This window comes from Microbulbifer variabilis (genome assembly GCF_056232115.1).
This window is the reverse complement of record NZ_CP174325.1, coordinates 4,562,522-4,575,635: the sequence shown is the minus strand read 5'-3', so window position 1 is coordinate 4,575,635 and position 13,114 is coordinate 4,562,522. Positions and strand designations below refer to the sequence as shown.

21 protein-coding genes and 3 tRNA genes are annotated in these 13,114 nt (G+C 47.7%); 10 read left to right on the top strand and 14 right to left on the bottom strand.

Going from position 1 to position 13,114, the window contains the following annotated elements:
• Entirely contained in the window at positions 1 to 705 is a 705-nt protein-coding gene (gene rsuA / locus ACJJI7_RS20640) for a 16S rRNA pseudouridine(516) synthase RsuA (protein ID WP_020413160.1), read from the bottom strand.
• The gene (gene folD / locus ACJJI7_RS20635; RefSeq protein WP_020413159.1) at positions 698 to 1,543 is read right to left on the bottom strand and encodes a bifunctional methylenetetrahydrofolate dehydrogenase/methenyltetrahydrofolate cyclohydrolase FolD; all 846 of its coding nucleotides are present in this window, start codon (positions 1,541 to 1,543) and stop codon (positions 698 to 700) included. Before folD ends, rsuA begins: the two co-directional genes overlap by 8 nt.
• A gap of 340 nt (positions 1,544 to 1,883) precedes the next feature.
• Between folD and ACJJI7_RS20630 the strand changes: the two genes are divergently transcribed.
• The 4 genes from ACJJI7_RS20630 (at position 1,884) to ACJJI7_RS20615 (ending at position 3,344) form a co-directional block, all read left to right on the top strand.
• Positions 1,884 to 1,960, top strand: a tRNA-Pro gene (locus ACJJI7_RS20630).
• 18 nt (positions 1,961 to 1,978) lie between these two features.
• Positions 1,979 to 2,055, top strand: a tRNA-Arg gene (locus tag ACJJI7_RS20625).
• Between the two features lie 115 nt (positions 2,056 to 2,170).
• Positions 2,171 to 2,246 (top strand) — tRNA-His (locus tag ACJJI7_RS20620).
• A gap of 150 nt (positions 2,247 to 2,396) precedes the next feature.
• Positions 2,397 to 3,344 (top strand): hypothetical protein, encoded by a 948-nt coding sequence (locus ACJJI7_RS20615; protein ID WP_444901312.1) that lies wholly within the window; start codon positions 2,397 to 2,399, stop codon positions 3,342 to 3,344.
• 1 nt (position 3,345) lies between these two features.
• Here ACJJI7_RS20615 and ACJJI7_RS20610 read toward each other — a convergent pair whose 3' ends face one another.
• From ACJJI7_RS20610 to ACJJI7_RS20560, 11 genes are all read right to left on the bottom strand, one after another.
• Positions 3,346 to 3,516 carry a site-specific integrase gene (locus ACJJI7_RS20610; RefSeq protein ID WP_444901313.1) on the bottom strand — a complete coding sequence of 57 codons (171 nt, stop codon included), beginning with the start codon at positions 3,514 to 3,516 and terminating at the stop codon, positions 3,346 to 3,348.
• Between the two features lie 136 nt (positions 3,517 to 3,652).
• Entirely contained in the window at positions 3,653 to 4,405 is a 753-nt protein-coding gene (locus ACJJI7_RS20605) for a hypothetical protein (protein WP_444901314.1), read from the bottom strand.
• A gap of 114 nt (positions 4,406 to 4,519) precedes the next feature.
• On the bottom strand, positions 4,520 to 5,557 hold the full coding sequence (locus tag ACJJI7_RS20600; protein WP_444901315.1) for a tyrosine-type recombinase/integrase: 1,038 nt from the start codon (positions 5,555 to 5,557) through the stop codon (positions 4,520 to 4,522).
• Complete coding sequence (locus tag ACJJI7_RS20595) at positions 5,557 to 5,796, bottom strand: hypothetical protein (RefSeq protein WP_444901316.1); 240 nt, start codon at positions 5,794 to 5,796, stop codon at positions 5,557 to 5,559. The genes ACJJI7_RS20600 and ACJJI7_RS20595 overlap by 1 nt, the downstream gene beginning before the upstream one ends.
• Positions 5,797 to 5,874: 78 nt before the next feature.
• A complete protein-coding gene (locus tag ACJJI7_RS20590; RefSeq protein WP_444901317.1) occupies positions 5,875 to 6,099 on the bottom strand; it encodes a hypothetical protein in 225 nt (74 codons plus the stop codon).
• Positions 6,100 to 6,187: 88 nt separating this feature from the next.
• Positions 6,188 to 6,475 (bottom strand): phage antirepressor KilAC domain-containing protein, encoded by a 288-nt coding sequence (locus ACJJI7_RS20585; RefSeq protein ID WP_282953186.1) that lies wholly within the window; start codon positions 6,473 to 6,475, stop codon positions 6,188 to 6,190.
• A complete protein-coding gene (locus ACJJI7_RS20580; RefSeq protein WP_282953187.1) occupies positions 6,472 to 6,636 on the bottom strand; it encodes a hypothetical protein in 165 nt (54 codons plus the stop codon). The genes ACJJI7_RS20585 and ACJJI7_RS20580 overlap by 4 nt, the downstream gene beginning before the upstream one ends.
• Before the next feature lie 168 nt (positions 6,637 to 6,804).
• Positions 6,805 to 7,107 carry a DUF7673 family protein gene (locus ACJJI7_RS20575; RefSeq protein ID WP_444901318.1) on the bottom strand — a complete coding sequence of 101 codons (303 nt, stop codon included), beginning with the start codon at positions 7,105 to 7,107 and terminating at the stop codon, positions 6,805 to 6,807.
• Positions 7,104 to 7,295 carry a hypothetical protein gene (locus ACJJI7_RS20570; protein ID WP_444901319.1) on the bottom strand — a complete coding sequence of 64 codons (192 nt, stop codon included), beginning with the start codon at positions 7,293 to 7,295 and terminating at the stop codon, positions 7,104 to 7,106. The genes ACJJI7_RS20575 and ACJJI7_RS20570 overlap by 4 nt, the downstream gene beginning before the upstream one ends.
• The gene (locus ACJJI7_RS20565; protein ID WP_444901320.1) at positions 7,292 to 7,633 is read right to left on the bottom strand and encodes a response regulator transcription factor; all 342 of its coding nucleotides are present in this window, start codon (positions 7,631 to 7,633) and stop codon (positions 7,292 to 7,294) included. The genes ACJJI7_RS20570 and ACJJI7_RS20565 overlap by 4 nt, the downstream gene beginning before the upstream one ends.
• A gap of 267 nt (positions 7,634 to 7,900) precedes the next feature.
• On the bottom strand, positions 7,901 to 8,563 hold the full coding sequence (locus ACJJI7_RS20560) for a LexA family protein (RefSeq protein ID WP_444901321.1): 663 nt from the start codon (positions 8,561 to 8,563) through the stop codon (positions 7,901 to 7,903).
• Between the two features lie 329 nt (positions 8,564 to 8,892).
• On the opposite strand from ACJJI7_RS20560, the gene ACJJI7_RS20555 reads away from it, so the two are divergent.
• From ACJJI7_RS20555 to ACJJI7_RS20545, 3 genes are read left to right on the top strand one after another with little or no spacing between them, the layout of a single operon-like run.
• Entirely contained in the window at positions 8,893 to 9,612 is a 720-nt protein-coding gene (locus ACJJI7_RS20555; RefSeq protein WP_444901322.1) for a helix-turn-helix domain-containing protein, read from the top strand.
• Positions 9,613 to 9,638: 26 nt separating this feature from the next.
• Complete coding sequence (locus ACJJI7_RS20550; protein WP_020413144.1) at positions 9,639 to 9,884, top strand: hypothetical protein; 246 nt, start codon at positions 9,639 to 9,641, stop codon at positions 9,882 to 9,884.
• Positions 9,885 to 9,934: 50 nt separating this feature from the next.
• Positions 9,935 to 10,324, top strand: coding sequence for a hypothetical protein (locus ACJJI7_RS20545; RefSeq protein WP_444901323.1), 390 nt, complete (start codon positions 9,935 to 9,937; stop codon positions 10,322 to 10,324).
• Positions 10,325 to 10,369: 45 nt separating this feature from the next.
• Here ACJJI7_RS20545 and ACJJI7_RS20540 read toward each other — a convergent pair whose 3' ends face one another.
• Positions 10,370 to 10,909 (bottom strand): hypothetical protein, encoded by a 540-nt coding sequence (locus tag ACJJI7_RS20540; protein ID WP_444901324.1) that lies wholly within the window; start codon positions 10,907 to 10,909, stop codon positions 10,370 to 10,372.
• A 330-nt stretch (positions 10,910 to 11,239) separates the two neighbouring features.
• Between ACJJI7_RS20540 and ACJJI7_RS20535 the strand changes: the two genes are divergently transcribed.
• From ACJJI7_RS20535 to ACJJI7_RS20525, 3 genes are all read left to right on the top strand, one after another.
• Positions 11,240 to 11,617 (top strand): D-Ala-D-Ala carboxypeptidase family metallohydrolase, encoded by a 378-nt coding sequence (locus ACJJI7_RS20535; protein ID WP_444901325.1) that lies wholly within the window; start codon positions 11,240 to 11,242, stop codon positions 11,615 to 11,617.
• 578 nt (positions 11,618 to 12,195) lie between these two features.
• Positions 12,196 to 12,528, top strand: coding sequence for a response regulator receiver protein (locus tag ACJJI7_RS20530; RefSeq protein ID WP_444901326.1), 333 nt, complete (start codon positions 12,196 to 12,198; stop codon positions 12,526 to 12,528).
• A 148-nt stretch (positions 12,529 to 12,676) separates the two neighbouring features.
• Entirely contained in the window at positions 12,677 to 12,886 is a 210-nt protein-coding gene (locus tag ACJJI7_RS20525) for a D-Ala-D-Ala carboxypeptidase family metallohydrolase (protein ID WP_425411207.1), read from the top strand.
• Positions 12,887 to 13,114 lie beyond the last annotated feature (228 nt).

Here is a 13,114-nt window from a genome sequence, read left to right as displayed (position 1 = left end):
TTATTGTACCGAGGCGATTTCTTCAGGGGTTAGGAGGCGATATTCGCCTTCTTGGAGTTCTTCATCGAGGGAGATGTCGCCGATTCTCTCCCGGTGTAGCTCTAGTACCCGGTTACCCAAAGCGGCGAACATACGTTTTACCTGATGATAGCGGCCCTCACCAATGGTGAGGCGGACCTCGTTAGCATAGAGAATCTCAAGCTTGGCCGGTTTGGTTCTCTTCTTTTCGTTGTTGAGCCAGATGCCCTTGGCAAACTTTGCCACCGCATCCTCCTCAATCCTCTCTGCCAGCATGGCGTAGTAGGTTTTATCACAATGATGGTTTGGTGAGGTCACTTTATGGGACCACTGGCCATCGTCGGTGAGCAGGACCAGCCCGGTGGTATCGATATCCAGGCGCCCGGCAATATGCAGTTTGGATTTATTGGGCTCGTCAATCAGGTCCAGTACCGTAGGGTGTTCGCCATCTTTGGTTGCGCTCACATAGCCCAGAGGTTTGTTCAACATAATGTAGCGTGGCCCCGGCTCGTGCAGGGGCTCGCCATCCAGGTACAGTGCATCGCCGGCCTGTACCTTGGCGGCTGGGTCGGTGACTATCTCGCCATTCACACTGATGCGCTCCGCTTTGGCGGCGCGCTTGACGTCGGAGCGGGAGAGGTCAGTCACCTGGCTGACCGCCTTATCCAATCGTATAAAACTAGCCAATCTTACGTTCACCGGAATCGACAGATTGGTAGATAAGGGTATTGATGGTCATAGGGCCAACACCGCCGGGCACCGGGGTGTAGGCGGCAGCACGATCAATCAACGGGCCAAGCTCTATATCGCCCACACCGCCTGGATGGTAGCCGGCATCGACAACCACTGCGCCGTCCTTAATCCACTCAGCCTTGATAAATTCCGGCTTGCCTACGGCGCCCACTACGATATCTGCGCGACGGATATGATCGGCCAGATCTTTGGTGCGCGAATGACAGATGGTGACGGTAGCGTTGGCGTTTAGCAGCATGGCCGCCATTGGCTTGCCTAAGATGGGGCTGCGACCTACAACCACGGCATGCTTGCCTTCCAGTTCAATATTGTAGGCTTCCAGCAAGCGCATAATGCCTTTTGGAGTTGCACAGCCATAGGCTTCTTCGCCCATGGCCATACGACCAAAGCCCAGACAAGTTACGCCATCAACATCCTTATCCAGGCTGATAGCGTCGAAGCAGGCGCGCTCGTCGATCTGTGCCGGTACCGGGTGCTGCAACAGAATGCCGTGGACGTTGGGGTTGGTGTTCAGTTCTTCGATCTTGGCGAGCAGCTGCTCAGTAGTGGTGGAGGAGGGCAGTTCCACCTGCATGGAATCCATGCCGATACGGCGGCAGGCATTGCCTTTCATCTTTACGTAAGTGGCGGAAGCGGGGTCATCACCCACCAGGATGGTAGCCAGGATTGGCGTTTGGCCACCACTCTTCTCCTTCAGTGCGGCTACCCGAGCCGAAAGTTCCTCTTCAGTTTTCTGTGCCAGGGCCTTGCCGTCCAGAACCAATGCAGACATAGATGCTATCTCTAACAATAAAAAATCGAGTGCTAAATAGACCGGAGTCTGCTCCAGCACCTACTTTATATAGAAGGGCGGAAGCAGGCGGCTTTCGAGCTGCTTACTTTTTATCCGGTCGGATTCGCGAAGTGCGCCATTTTCGCACAGGTTGGAAATAATTTCGCCACTTCAGGCCCTTGAGAGGCAAAAGGATAAACTTCTTAAAAAATAATAGCTTAGAAGCGTTGACACAGGCCTGGGGTATCAGTACTATGCGCGCACTTCGCAAATGCAGCGATCTAAACAACCACCCCAAGGGCGGTAAGCAAGATCAAAGAAGTGCGAATGATTGGAAAAACGGGGCATAGCGCAGTCTGGTAGCGCGCCTGCTTTGGGAGCAGGATGTCGGGGGTTCGAATCCCTCTGCCCCGACCAATTTTCCGGGTTCACCTTGCGCCCGTAGCTCAGCTGGATAGAGCATCCGCCTTCTAAGCGGATGGTCGCAGGTTCGAGTCCTGCCGGGCGTGCCATCTTCACTAGATGGTGCTGGTTTGGCAAAAAGGACTCAGTCTGAAGCCAGATTGGCTGCAAGAGATATCCGGAACTCAGTACTGCCACAAGGTGCTGAAGTATATCACTACTATGGTGGCCGTAGCTCAGTTGGTAGAGCACAGGATTGTGGCTCCTGAGGTCGCGGGTTCGATCCCCGTCGGCCACCCCAGATTCTTCCTTGTTTATCAAGGACTTGAAACCTCGCCTAGTGCGGGGTTTTTTCGTTTTGGGCCTCAGTGTGGTAATTTGGTGTGGTAATTTTGGCCCTAATCTATGTTGAGGTTTGGGTTTTAGTGATTGATACCACAAGGAATTTGGTGTGAGTGAAATCCAGTCAGTGACTTCCGTTGAGGCGCTTCGATCTATTGAGACTCGGGATGAGCTCCTTAAGGAGATCGGGTTAGTTAGTTCAGAGGTAAAAGCTGGCTCTGATTTGGATGTTATCTGTGCCAAACTCATCGCTTTGAAGCTGAAGTTTGATAGTAACCCTGATCTTATTGATGAGCTAATAATAAAAGTCGAGGAATCGGCTGCTGGGCATAGCAGTGACCTCCTCTCGCAAATGAGAGAGATGGCTAAGGAGAAAAAGCAGGCTTTTAGTGATCTGCGGCCGCTGTTGGAGTTCACGCTTGAGACGTTGGAGTGGCTGCGTCGCACTCAACTTGACCGGAAGAATCTATATGTAGCTAAACGGGGCGTTGATACTGCTGAAACTGGTGTTGAGGCGGCCAAAGAGGGCGTGAGGGTTGCCGCTGAAAGTACAAAAGCTGCAAAAAAAAGTGCTACAGCAGCAGAGGCTAGTGCTGAAATTGCTCGTACAGGTGCAGTGCATACTAGATGGGGGGTTTGGGTTGCTGCGGGCTCTGCTTTAATCGCGGCCCTTGCTCTTTGTTACCAAATTTACTCCCAAAATAATGCTGTTTCAGTAAATCTAAACTCCCCTGTAGATTTACAGCCGATCACTCTTTCCGATGATTCTATCAATAGCCTAACTCGCTCGATTGCAGTTGTGCTTACAAAAACAAAAGGCGAGATTGTAACTTTATCGCCTGAATCAATTGAAGACCTTAGAGTAGTCTCTGATAAATCAATATATAACCTAACTCACGCAATTTCAGTCGAGATAGCTAAAGCAAAAGGTGGGCAGGTCACTTTATCGCCTGAATCAATCGAAGACTTGAGAGCTGTACTGAGACTTGAGCTTGAAAGTAGTGCTCGTATTGGTGTTGTAGAAACCAAAGAGGAGGTTGAGCAAAAGGCAAACTAAATTATTTGCCTTTTTTTGGGCGCTTCCGGTCTAGGCTGACAACTTTATCTGCTGTTCGATTGTATCGCTCTGCCATCGAGCGGGTTTTATGTCCGGTAAATTTCTGCACATCGCCGTCAAAATCACTGGCGGCTTTAATTTTCAAATCGTGAAACCGAAAACGTTCCTTCATAACTCCCGTATTCAGGGCGACTGGCCGCCCTATAAGTTGGGTAACATTAAAGTCCATTCGAGTATTAATCTGTACATCAACATTGCCCAAAAGTATGTGTTTATCCTTTGGGGTAGCTCAGGGCTGGATGTTTGCTTTAAGCTATTTCTAGTGTCTCTAACCAAATCCCTCTATGCTGAGAATTGATCCAATAGATACCAGCTCCACTCTTGTAGTCATCAGCATATTTTTTAAGTGATTCTGTGTGTGTTTCAAAAATAGTAAATCGAAAAGACTTTACTATATCGGCTTTTGGTGTGTTTGTTCTAATGGCTAGATCTAAGGTATATTCCCCAGGCGTCCATACGAAGAGGTTGTTGAAGAGGTCAAGAAATGGGGCAACAAATTCATCTGGAGCTTCAATTATTTCATTCATTTTACCGCCAAATTCTTCTTCCTTTTGCGCCCTTATTTTATCAATTTCATTCTTTAAAGATAGCTCATTTTCCCAAAACTCTTTTTCCGCTGTTCTGCTAAGGTTGTTTATAAATGCAGTGTTGTGGTTCCACTCTTCATCTGGCTTGATGATGAAGCGGGTTAAATTAATTAACTTTCCGTCCTTCGGGTCCGCTACGTATGTTTGTGCTGGAAGGTTTAATATTTCTTCTTCATCTCTTTTAATTTTTGCATCTATTTTTTTTACTTTTATAGGTTTGCCTCCGATATTATGAATAATTAGATGGATTTGTAAGGTGGGGTTTCCTATGTAGTGTGTCAGGAATATGCGCTGATGGATCTCCAGCTCAAGCTTGGGTTTTTTTATCATTACACTAATGGGTGGTAACTGTGAGAGAATTAGGGCGGTTAGGGCAATTATCGCTGTCCAAACCTTTGGGTCTGCAATTGTCATTCGTATCCCGGTGTGGGTTAGGGGTTGGTGTGTGATTTGACTCAATGTCTCAGAATGAGTGCGAAATGTAAATTGACTTCCTTCATAAATCAAGTTGAGAAAGTTTTGCCCGTTTTAAGATTTTTTATCCGTATTTCTATTTTTTTCTAAGATAGCTACTCGGTCAGCAGTACGGTTATACCGCTCAGCCATAGACCGCGTCTTATGCCCGGTGAATTTTTGAACATCCCCTTCAAAATCACTGGCAGCTTTAATCTTTAAATCATGAAAGCGAAAACGATCCTTAATAACCCCCGCTTCCAGCGCAGCCCGCTGCTCTCTTAACCAGGTAGCATTAAAGCCCATGCGGGTGAAGGGGCGCCCGGTACGGCTGCGAATAATGTGGGTGGTTTGAATTTGTGCTTCGGTGTTGGTGGCTGCTGCGCGATCAACTGCCTCTCTGAGGGCTGAGCTCCATAGCTTTAGTTGGGCTTTGCCTGTTTTGGCTTGCACAATCAGTAGGCCGTCTTCTTGGATATCTGAACGGGTGAGGGCGAGTACATCCTGTTGCCTGGCGGCACACAGATAGCTAATTTCCATGGCGCACTGGTGCATGATGTGGCCGCGTTCACCAAGCCATTGCCAAAAGGCTTCATACTCCCAGTCTTCCAAATAGCGACCGCCAGCTTTTTCCTTGAGTGCTTTAACTACCACTGTAGGATCTTCGATTTTTACAAACCCTCTGGCCTTACCCCACTTCATCACAATGCCTAGAAAGGTTTTTTCTCGGTTTGCTGCGGTAGGGTGTTCTGCCCCGCGGGCATCCAAAAACATCTGTACCAGTGGTGAAGTGATTGAATCAGGTGTCATCTCTCCAAACACTGTCAATATACGTTGGCTGTAGCGGTAGTAGTCTTTTTGAGTTTGTGGTTTGATATGCTTGGTGTACTGAGGTGATGCGAAGTACAGCTCAACAAGGTCTTTAAGGGTGAATTCCTTCTCGACCAAGCCAGCAAGGTAGCGCTCGTATGCGGTCCAAACTTCTGCTTTGCTGGCATCCTGTTTAGCTAAATGCTTGGTTGGATAGCCCCTTCGGTTTACTCGGAAGCCATTCTTGTACCGCTCAACATGCGGTGGCATCCATGCATTTTCGGGGTTGCGCCTCCTGCCCATCAGCTTGCTGCTCCAAGATTAAAGCCTGGGGGTAGGTTAACACCTGGCGAGCCTGATTTTGTGGCTCCGCGGGCCAGGGTGGCTTGGTTGACCATTTCCCAGGTTAGCGCGGGGGATCTGTCTTTTTTCAGCACGTAGGGAATCCGGTTGGCATCAAGAATACGCTTTTGCTCTTCGGTATTTTCGGCGGCAGCACCGGTTAGGCGGGCTATTTCATGCTTGGTCAGCAAGTTACCCATCGCACATCCCTCGCGTTGTTGTCTTCTACCCAAAAAGCCCGCACTAGGCGGGCTATGAAGTGGTTTAGGGGAGGGTGACTACTCGTCATCTCTTTCCTTTAGTTGGCCGTCGATAATGCTGTAAGTGGTGAATTGGTCGGTTTCCTTGTCGAAGATTTGAACCCAATATTTAAAGAGTTCCTCTTTGGCTATTTGGGCGGCCTTTTCCTTTGCTTCTTCAAGGGTTTCGGCAGACTCCTGAAAATCTTTTACTCCACCCATCATCAGGTTGTACGTGCCGCAAAATAGTGCATATCTATTCATTGGATTCTCCTTAACTTTAAAAATGGGCTCCTTACAGGCAGCCCCAGAGAGGTACTACTGACTGATTGCGCCGGGGCGCGTAAAACTACTAGCTGGCCTTGGATGCGCTTTTATCTTCAATAAGATCGCGAATCCAGACCATGCCTCTCGATGTAACCTTGGTGATGATGTACGGCACCTTAACCGGACCACGCTCAAACTCTGCATTTTCCGCTACTAGTAGGCCCTGTGTCGCAGCGAACTTTGTCGGCGAATTGCGCATGGGTTCTCGGCTATGTAACAGGCCATTGTTGCGTAGCAATTTGAGTAGGCTATTCCTGCCCATTTCTAGCGTGCGGGCGGCCTGGGTAATGGTGAAGAGTTTTTCCTTTTTCACGCTGCCTCCTGGTCCTTCAATTTTTGTTCTGGTGGCTGGCCTTGGATGGCTTCGGAGAGTGCCGCGATTTGTTCACGCATGCCGTTTATTTGTAATTGTTGGGCTTCTACCGTGGCCATTAGGTCTTGAGTGATGTGCAGCAGCTGGGAGAATTCATTCATGGTTTGTTCCTATCAGCTTCTTGAACTTTCTTTCTCTACCTATTGCCGGCTCCCAGTATTTGCATGATTGGCAGCTCCAGCCGCGCAATAACAGCTTCCCGTTAAATACTGGCTCTGCGGGTTTTCTGCAGCGCACGCAACGTACTCTTGGGAGCTGCTGAATCTGTTTCACACTGCACCTTTCCTCTGCGTTTCAAGGTGAGACCACTCGACGCTAAGGGCGCGAAATTTTTGCTCTCCATGAGCAATGACGCTGTGGGGTTCTTTGCCCTGGTAGCGAAGCGTGATTACGTTAAGTGCGTGCTGATAGTTGTCACCATCGAGTAACGCGAGTTCGGCGATAGGGACCGCGAAATCACTGCTATTCCAGGCGGAAAGCAATACCTGGGCGGCAATGGCACTAGCGCCGGAATAGCCATTGGCCACTGTGAGAAGAGTTTCCACGCTCTGTTTTGGGCTGAAAGTGTTCATGCCGCATCACCTCCAAACGAAGGGCAATCATCGCCCTGCACAGGTCGAACCAAAGCAGGTTTTGGTTGCGCGGATATCGTGTTGCTGCCTTTATGATTTGCAGCAACGATTGGCCCGCTATAACCGCTGGGGTGTTTGATATCGCGTTGAGTTTGAGCTGTTGGGAGTACATAGACTTTGACGGTCATACGATGCCCTCTCGATTATTGCGGATGCGGAGTGTTCTAATAGTGGGGCGGCGTTGGATGCGGGTGCGTAATTGCTCCTGTGCATCCGTACCAATACTGCTGAGAACTGAAGCGATCAGGGCGAACTGAATTAATCCGTGCTTTACCGCTTTGGCCACCGCCTCAGTGCTGTTACGGGCATGCAGCTTGTAAAAGCATTCCGCCAGCAGGTTGGTGACATTTGCCACTGAGCACTGCATAGCTTCGGCGGTCTCTTTGTTGGAGAGGCCGCGGGCGCGATGCGCTAATGCTTCTGCCTGGCGTGGGGCCAGAGGTTTTAAGGTGCTGACGATATGCATTGGCGTTCTCCCTGTGCCGATACAAACACGATAGCAATAGCTATCGCCTAATTGCAATAGCAAATGCTAATAAAATTGAAGAACAAGTAGATTTTGGTGACAGTAATTTAGTAGTGGAAGGTAAGCTTTGAATATCTGTAGTGAGGTGATTTGGGGGGATCAATCTTCGGTGTGCCTTTTCTGTGCACGCCGAGGAGGCCTAAAATGGGAATTTAAATTAGGCCTCTGAGGTTATGTTTTCAGCTAAGGAACTGCGGCCGGCAGTAATTACTCAGGAAGGAATGATCCAATTATTACCCCGCAAATAGTAACTGCAAGATCAGTGATATCCTTAGATTCATAACTTGGGTTGATTGGGCGTAAGTATCTCCGCCCCATATCTTCCTGATAAGATTTAAATGTCACTTCGCCATCCAATTTAGCAATCACTCTGCAGCCATTTGTTGGGGTGACATTTGGGTCAACAAAAATAATTGTTCCTGGAGGATATGACCGTTGTCCCGGATAGGGACTTGTCATTGAATCACCCTGTATTCTAAGGGCAAAGCTGCTATCTGAGTGATTGCAGGGGCAGGGTAGCCAGTCCTCTGCATCTCCAGGCTCGAATAGGTCCACTGCTTCACAGAATTCACCTGCCTGAACCCAGCTGATTAGAGGTACGCGGCCATGAATCTTTGGGCCAGGAAGTACGTTAGCGTGGGATTTAGATGGTGTTGCCGGTGAGGAGTCGGTGTTATCTAGGGTGCCCTGATCAAGCCCGAGAGTATTCTCAAGCTTCCTGGCAGCTTTCTCTCCAAGATTTCGATGCCCATTTAAGAGCTGCGAGATGTATGTAGGGTCTACACCAAACACGCGGCCAAATTCAGCCTTAGAGGCATACCCTTCAACTATTTGGCGGAGATTCTCACGCCTGACTTCTCTTATATCCATCCAGTAATCGTCTCAAACATTAGCAAAAAGTAAATTGCACTTTGCTATTGCTATCGATAATAGCGTTTGCTATCGTTTGTTCGCATGGATACTGAGGCTTTAGCCGCCTCTTGCCTGGGAAAGCGTGCAACTTGCCTGTATTTACCCGTGGAAGGCGGTCTTAGAGAAGTTCTAGCCAGGCATCAGAATTCCACCTTTGGGTAACTTAGATGAGATGCCTGAAGAACGATCATTTTCAAATTCCTCTGTTGTGACTTGGTAATTCTGCTGCTTGTGGAGTAGGGCGGTAATCCGGTGCGCTATATGGAAATTTATACAGGAGGTGGGTGGTGAGCTTTGAAGCTGCGGCATGGGCCATTAAACGCAGGACTAGAACACCAACAGCAAAGCTGGTTTTGATTGCGTTGGCCGATTGCCATAACAGTGACACGGGGCAGTGTGATCCGGGTAATGCCTACCTGGCCGACGTTGCGCAATGTACAAAGCGTTCGGTGATTAATGCCATCGAAGAGTTGGAAGAATTGGGCTACTTGAGTGCCGAAAAATCCAACGGGCGCAGAACCAATTATGACCTCTTTTTACACGTAAACCGGTGCAATGATTTCACCGGTGAAAAATCTTCACCGGTGAAAATAAAACACGAACCGGTGAAATCTGTGCACCCAACCGGTGAAAATGACAACACGTCCTTCTCTATAGAACCAGTAAGAACCAATAAGAAACCAGTAGAGAGAGGCACAGTTCCAAATCGCGCCAACCCCAAACGCGGCACTCGCTTGCCTGGAAACTGGGTTCTCACGGACAAATTCCGCACCGAAGCCCAGCGCCTCCGCCCAGACCTGATCTCCCGAATCCACGACATTGCCGAAAGCTTCCGCGATTACTGGATATCCCAGCCCGGCCAGCGGGGCGTAAAACTCGATTGGCTCGCCACCTGGCGCAACTGGCTTAAACGCGAGAAGTACTTTGCACCCCAGCCTCGGGGGTCAGGGCAGCGGCTAACGCGAAACCTCAGCGCAGTAGAAATCGCAACGGATACCAACTGGTAAAACCCAATCACCAAGGAGAGCTCACCATGTGCACAGTCACCATCCCAGAAGCCATCGAAAGGATTTCCACCACCAACCCCAGCAGTCCGCTGGCCGTATTCCGCACCAAGTACGCTCACCTCGTGGAGGTTGTGTTCGCGAATACGGTGGTTACCCAATTCTGGATAAACCAGGGCCATATAAATTACCTGGGCACGTATCACCGAGACAATCTGCACGCAGCCGAAAGGCGATTTCAGGATTACTACGAGAGCATGCCGCAGGCGGCGTGATGGGGTGCTTGGCTGGTTTTTGGTTTTAGAGATTTGAAGGGGGAGGGGCGATGTCTGAATTAGGCATACGTGAACTGTTGTGGGAGTGGTCCCGAGCCTACCCGGAGAGAGCAGGGGATTCCATATCCTGGCCGCGTAAGTCCGCTTTTGCGAGGGAGATGGTATCGGGTCATAGGGAGAGCCTTATACCGGTGAATGAGGCACGAGCAGAAGAAACTGATCAGGTTGTAGGTATGTATCTTCGGGCAGTCAAGGGGCGGAAGAGCCAGAGTAAAGTAGAGGCTGAGTTAGAGGTATTTTGGCTCCGCTATTTTCGAAGATGGGAGCTGCGGGATGTTTCTAGAGTGGTTAAGAAGTCGGTGGCCAGTATTAAAACTCTTTGTCAGATTATTGAGTCGAGTATTGAGATAGCATTCAGTATGTGGGAGAGGGCGAAATAGAAATTGAATTCTGCCTCCTCTACTAAAAGGAGGCAGATAGGTCACCTACTTAATCGCTCGAAAATCTTCATCAACATAAAAATTTTCTGAAAACTGCGTGGTTTTAGTGCAGCCTGGAACCTTTGAGGTTGCAGTAATAGTAATAGTGAACCAGCCCAAGGAGTGCGATTTTATAACTGCAGATCCGCTAGTACTACCACTCAAAATTTCGCCATAATTGACTGACCAAGCATAACTATAATTGTCTACTGAATTTCCACTTAAATAGTATCGACCATAAGGATGCATAGGTGGGTAATAAGTTGGAATACTTTCTACAATATCCATGACAGGAGGGGCAACACAGGGTTCCGGATCAACAATAATAACTGGGCATTCATGGCGTTGGCCATTACAGCTTACATAGTCGGAACCTACATGGCATGAGGAAGTTTCTCCTGAACAACTGACAATCGTAGAGTCATTTGGACATTGTAATTGAATATAGCAATCGCCAGGACCTTGAGGTATTGCGTGGCTGAATTGAGCAAAACCTAAAATAAGGGTTAAGACTGCCAAGCATTGGAAATACTTATTAATTCTCATGATTTTATGCCTATTAATTATTGTTTGTATAAATAGGAAGTTCAATTTGGCACCAAGCTAAAACGGCACCAATCGGCATATTATAGAACGCTACCCTTATGCTCAATTGGCTCTCAGTACAAACTATTACAGATGTGGCACGTAAGTTTTAGTAAAAAATATTTGTGGATATTTGGAAGTGGGGTTTTTATCAGAAATTGCACGTGTTGACAGCTAGCCATGAAATAAGTAATCTCTGGCAAGCTGTCAAGTTCTCATGCAGCGAATAAGGAATTCCCCTAAAACCGGCCTCTGAGCCGGTTTTTTTGTGCCTGAATAAACTGAGGCCTCATGTTTAAAAACGACTATTTCACAGAGTCGGAATTGGCCTGCCGATGTTGTGGCAAAAATCATTTCAAAGATGAAACGCTTAGGCGCCTGATCCAAGTTAGAGAGCGCTATGGCAAATCGATGATTGTTAACTCCGGTTACCGCTGCCCAGCTCATAATGCTCGATTAAATGCCACCATGACCCATACCACCGGGCAGGCTGTTGATATTTCTGTGGCTGTAGACAGAGCACATGAGCTTATGAAAGTTGCCTTAGAAGAGGGTTTCAGCGGTATAGGGGTGAAGCAGAAGGGGCCGATCAAAAAGCGGTTTATCCATTTGGATGACCTTGATTCAATTCCTGGCGAGCGTGTGCGCCCTACGGTATGGAGCTACTAATGTTTGCAACCATTTCAAATCTACCTCGTAGGCCTTACAGTAGCTCATTAGCTATGGACGATTGATCAAAATCCTAGTGGCTAGCAAGTCCTTAGGATCCTGGAGCTCGTGTGTCACGATTGTACAGAAACCATAACATGCTGTATTTCTAAGCCTGGAGCTCAGGGGGCTAGTCCGCGATATGGGTGAGTGATGTTGATTTGCGCCAAGGCCGAAGTATACTGCGCTGCGACACTGCCCCAGTAAGATAAGAGCTAGGGCAGGATTTTTGCTCATTTGAAGGGATAGGCAGATCTGATATTGCGTAGTTTCCTAGGTTATTTTAGAGAGAGCAATCAATTGGGGAAATCAAATTGATGTATTGCTGCATTCTAACCAATACGGAAATTTGAATAGTAGCTTTTATGTAAGATAGCTTCCAACTAAGCATCTACGCTAACTACAGATGGTGGGATTAGCGGTTGAGTCCATGGTGTTTTTTGTGATGGCTGGCTTGAGGGTAAGTTCTACCAGATCAAATTTAAAGAGCGAAAAATTTTATTTTTAAGCTGTAAATAAATTTCTAAAGAGGATATAAGGTGAAAAAAATTCTTCTATTATTGTGTGGTTTTTTGCTGCCCGCCATCTGCAATGCAGAATTTTACTGGCATACATCTAAAATAAAGGCAGTTTATCCTTTAGCAGATGGTAATTTTGTTTTGCAGTTTGAGAATGAAAGCTCTGACTGCCCCGGCCAATTTTCGCCAAAATATCACTATGTAAGCGTCGGTGAGAGTGGTGTCACACAAGAAGGGTCTGAAAAGATTTATAGCGCTGCGCTTTCTGCTGCTATGGCCAATAAGCAAGTCAGGATTAATTTTGACGGTTCCCAGCCAAACTGTTTTATTAATCGCCTAATTATAGATTTCTGAGGAGTAAACGATTCTGCCCTATATTCGGTCTGACTTTTGCCAGTGAAGGTTTGGGTAAATAGTAAAAGCCTAGTTTTGGGGAGAGTAATAAAAGTTTAAATCGCTCTGATTACGAACTTTTGTATCCTTAATCATTTTCGAGCCCGCTTTGTGCGGGCTTTTTTGTATCTGGTACCCCCTTGTTTTAAAGCGACTAATTAAAGGAGGAGTTGTCCAGCCGTTGTTGCAGGAAGATCCACTTTCGAATGACACGCTGCTCAGCTTGATAAAAGTCAGGGAGCAGTTCAATAGGCCGATTGTGATTAATTCCGGTTATCGCTGTTTGGACCAATACGCCTATATCGGCTTCACTATTTAGCTACTATGCGCTAGTTGTGCTTTGGCCCTTCAGTACTGTGGATCGAGTTGATAGATGGTGCATGACCCGTCAGCATCAGTGTATACAGTTATTTCTCTTTTACCGCTCGCCCAAGAAGCTAGGGCCACTGAGATCATTACTGAATCTTCTTTATTGATTTTCATCAAGTTGTGAGCTGTACTGGCGCAATTAGCTGGGACCCCAGTGTCCAATCTAATCAGTAGCGAG

Bases quoted from the DNA above. Each gene is read 5' to 3' on its own strand.
- ACJJI7_RS20545 (WP_444901323.1), top strand. From the start codon at position 9,935: ATGTCTGAATTAGGCATACGTGAACTGTTGTGGGAGTGGTCCCGAGCC.
- ACJJI7_RS20550 (WP_020413144.1), top strand. From the start codon at position 9,639: ATGTGCACAGTCACCATCCCAGAAGCCATCGAAAGGATTTCCACCACC.
- ACJJI7_RS20575 (WP_444901318.1), bottom strand. From the start codon at position 7,107: ATGAACACTTTCAGCCCAAAACAGAGCGTGGAAACTCTTCTCACAGTG.
- ACJJI7_RS20570 (WP_444901319.1), bottom strand. From the start codon at position 7,295: ATGACCGTCAAAGTCTATGTACTCCCAACAGCTCAAACTCAACGCGAT.
- ACJJI7_RS20610 (WP_444901313.1), bottom strand. From the start codon at position 3,516: ATGAAGGAACGTTTTCGGTTTCACGATTTGAAAATTAAAGCCGCCAGT.
- ACJJI7_RS20560 (WP_444901321.1), bottom strand. From the start codon at position 8,563: ATGGATATAAGAGAAGTCAGGCGTGAGAATCTCCGCCAAATAGTTGAA.
- ACJJI7_RS20590 (WP_444901317.1), bottom strand. From the start codon at position 6,099: ATGAATAGATATGCACTATTTTGCGGCACGTACAACCTGATGATGGGT.
- folD (WP_020413159.1), bottom strand. From the start codon at position 1,543: ATGTCTGCATTGGTTCTGGACGGCAAGGCCCTGGCACAGAAAACTGAA.
- ACJJI7_RS20595 (WP_444901316.1), bottom strand. From the start codon at position 5,796: ATGGGTAACTTGCTGACCAAGCATGAAATAGCCCGCCTAACCGGTGCT.
- ACJJI7_RS20565 (WP_444901320.1), bottom strand. From the start codon at position 7,633: ATGCATATCGTCAGCACCTTAAAACCTCTGGCCCCACGCCAGGCAGAA.
- ACJJI7_RS20535 (WP_444901325.1), top strand. From the start codon at position 11,240: ATGTTTAAAAACGACTATTTCACAGAGTCGGAATTGGCCTGCCGATGT.
- ACJJI7_RS20600 (WP_444901315.1), bottom strand. From the start codon at position 5,557: ATGGGCAGGAGGCGCAACCCCGAAAATGCATGGATGCCACCGCATGTT.
- ACJJI7_RS20540 (WP_444901324.1), bottom strand. From the start codon at position 10,909: ATGAGAATTAATAAGTATTTCCAATGCTTGGCAGTCTTAACCCTTATT.
- ACJJI7_RS20580 (WP_282953187.1), bottom strand. From the start codon at position 6,636: ATGAATGAATTCTCCCAGCTGCTGCACATCACTCAAGACCTAATGGCC.
- ACJJI7_RS20605 (WP_444901314.1), bottom strand. From the start codon at position 4,405: ATGACAATTGCAGACCCAAAGGTTTGGACAGCGATAATTGCCCTAACC.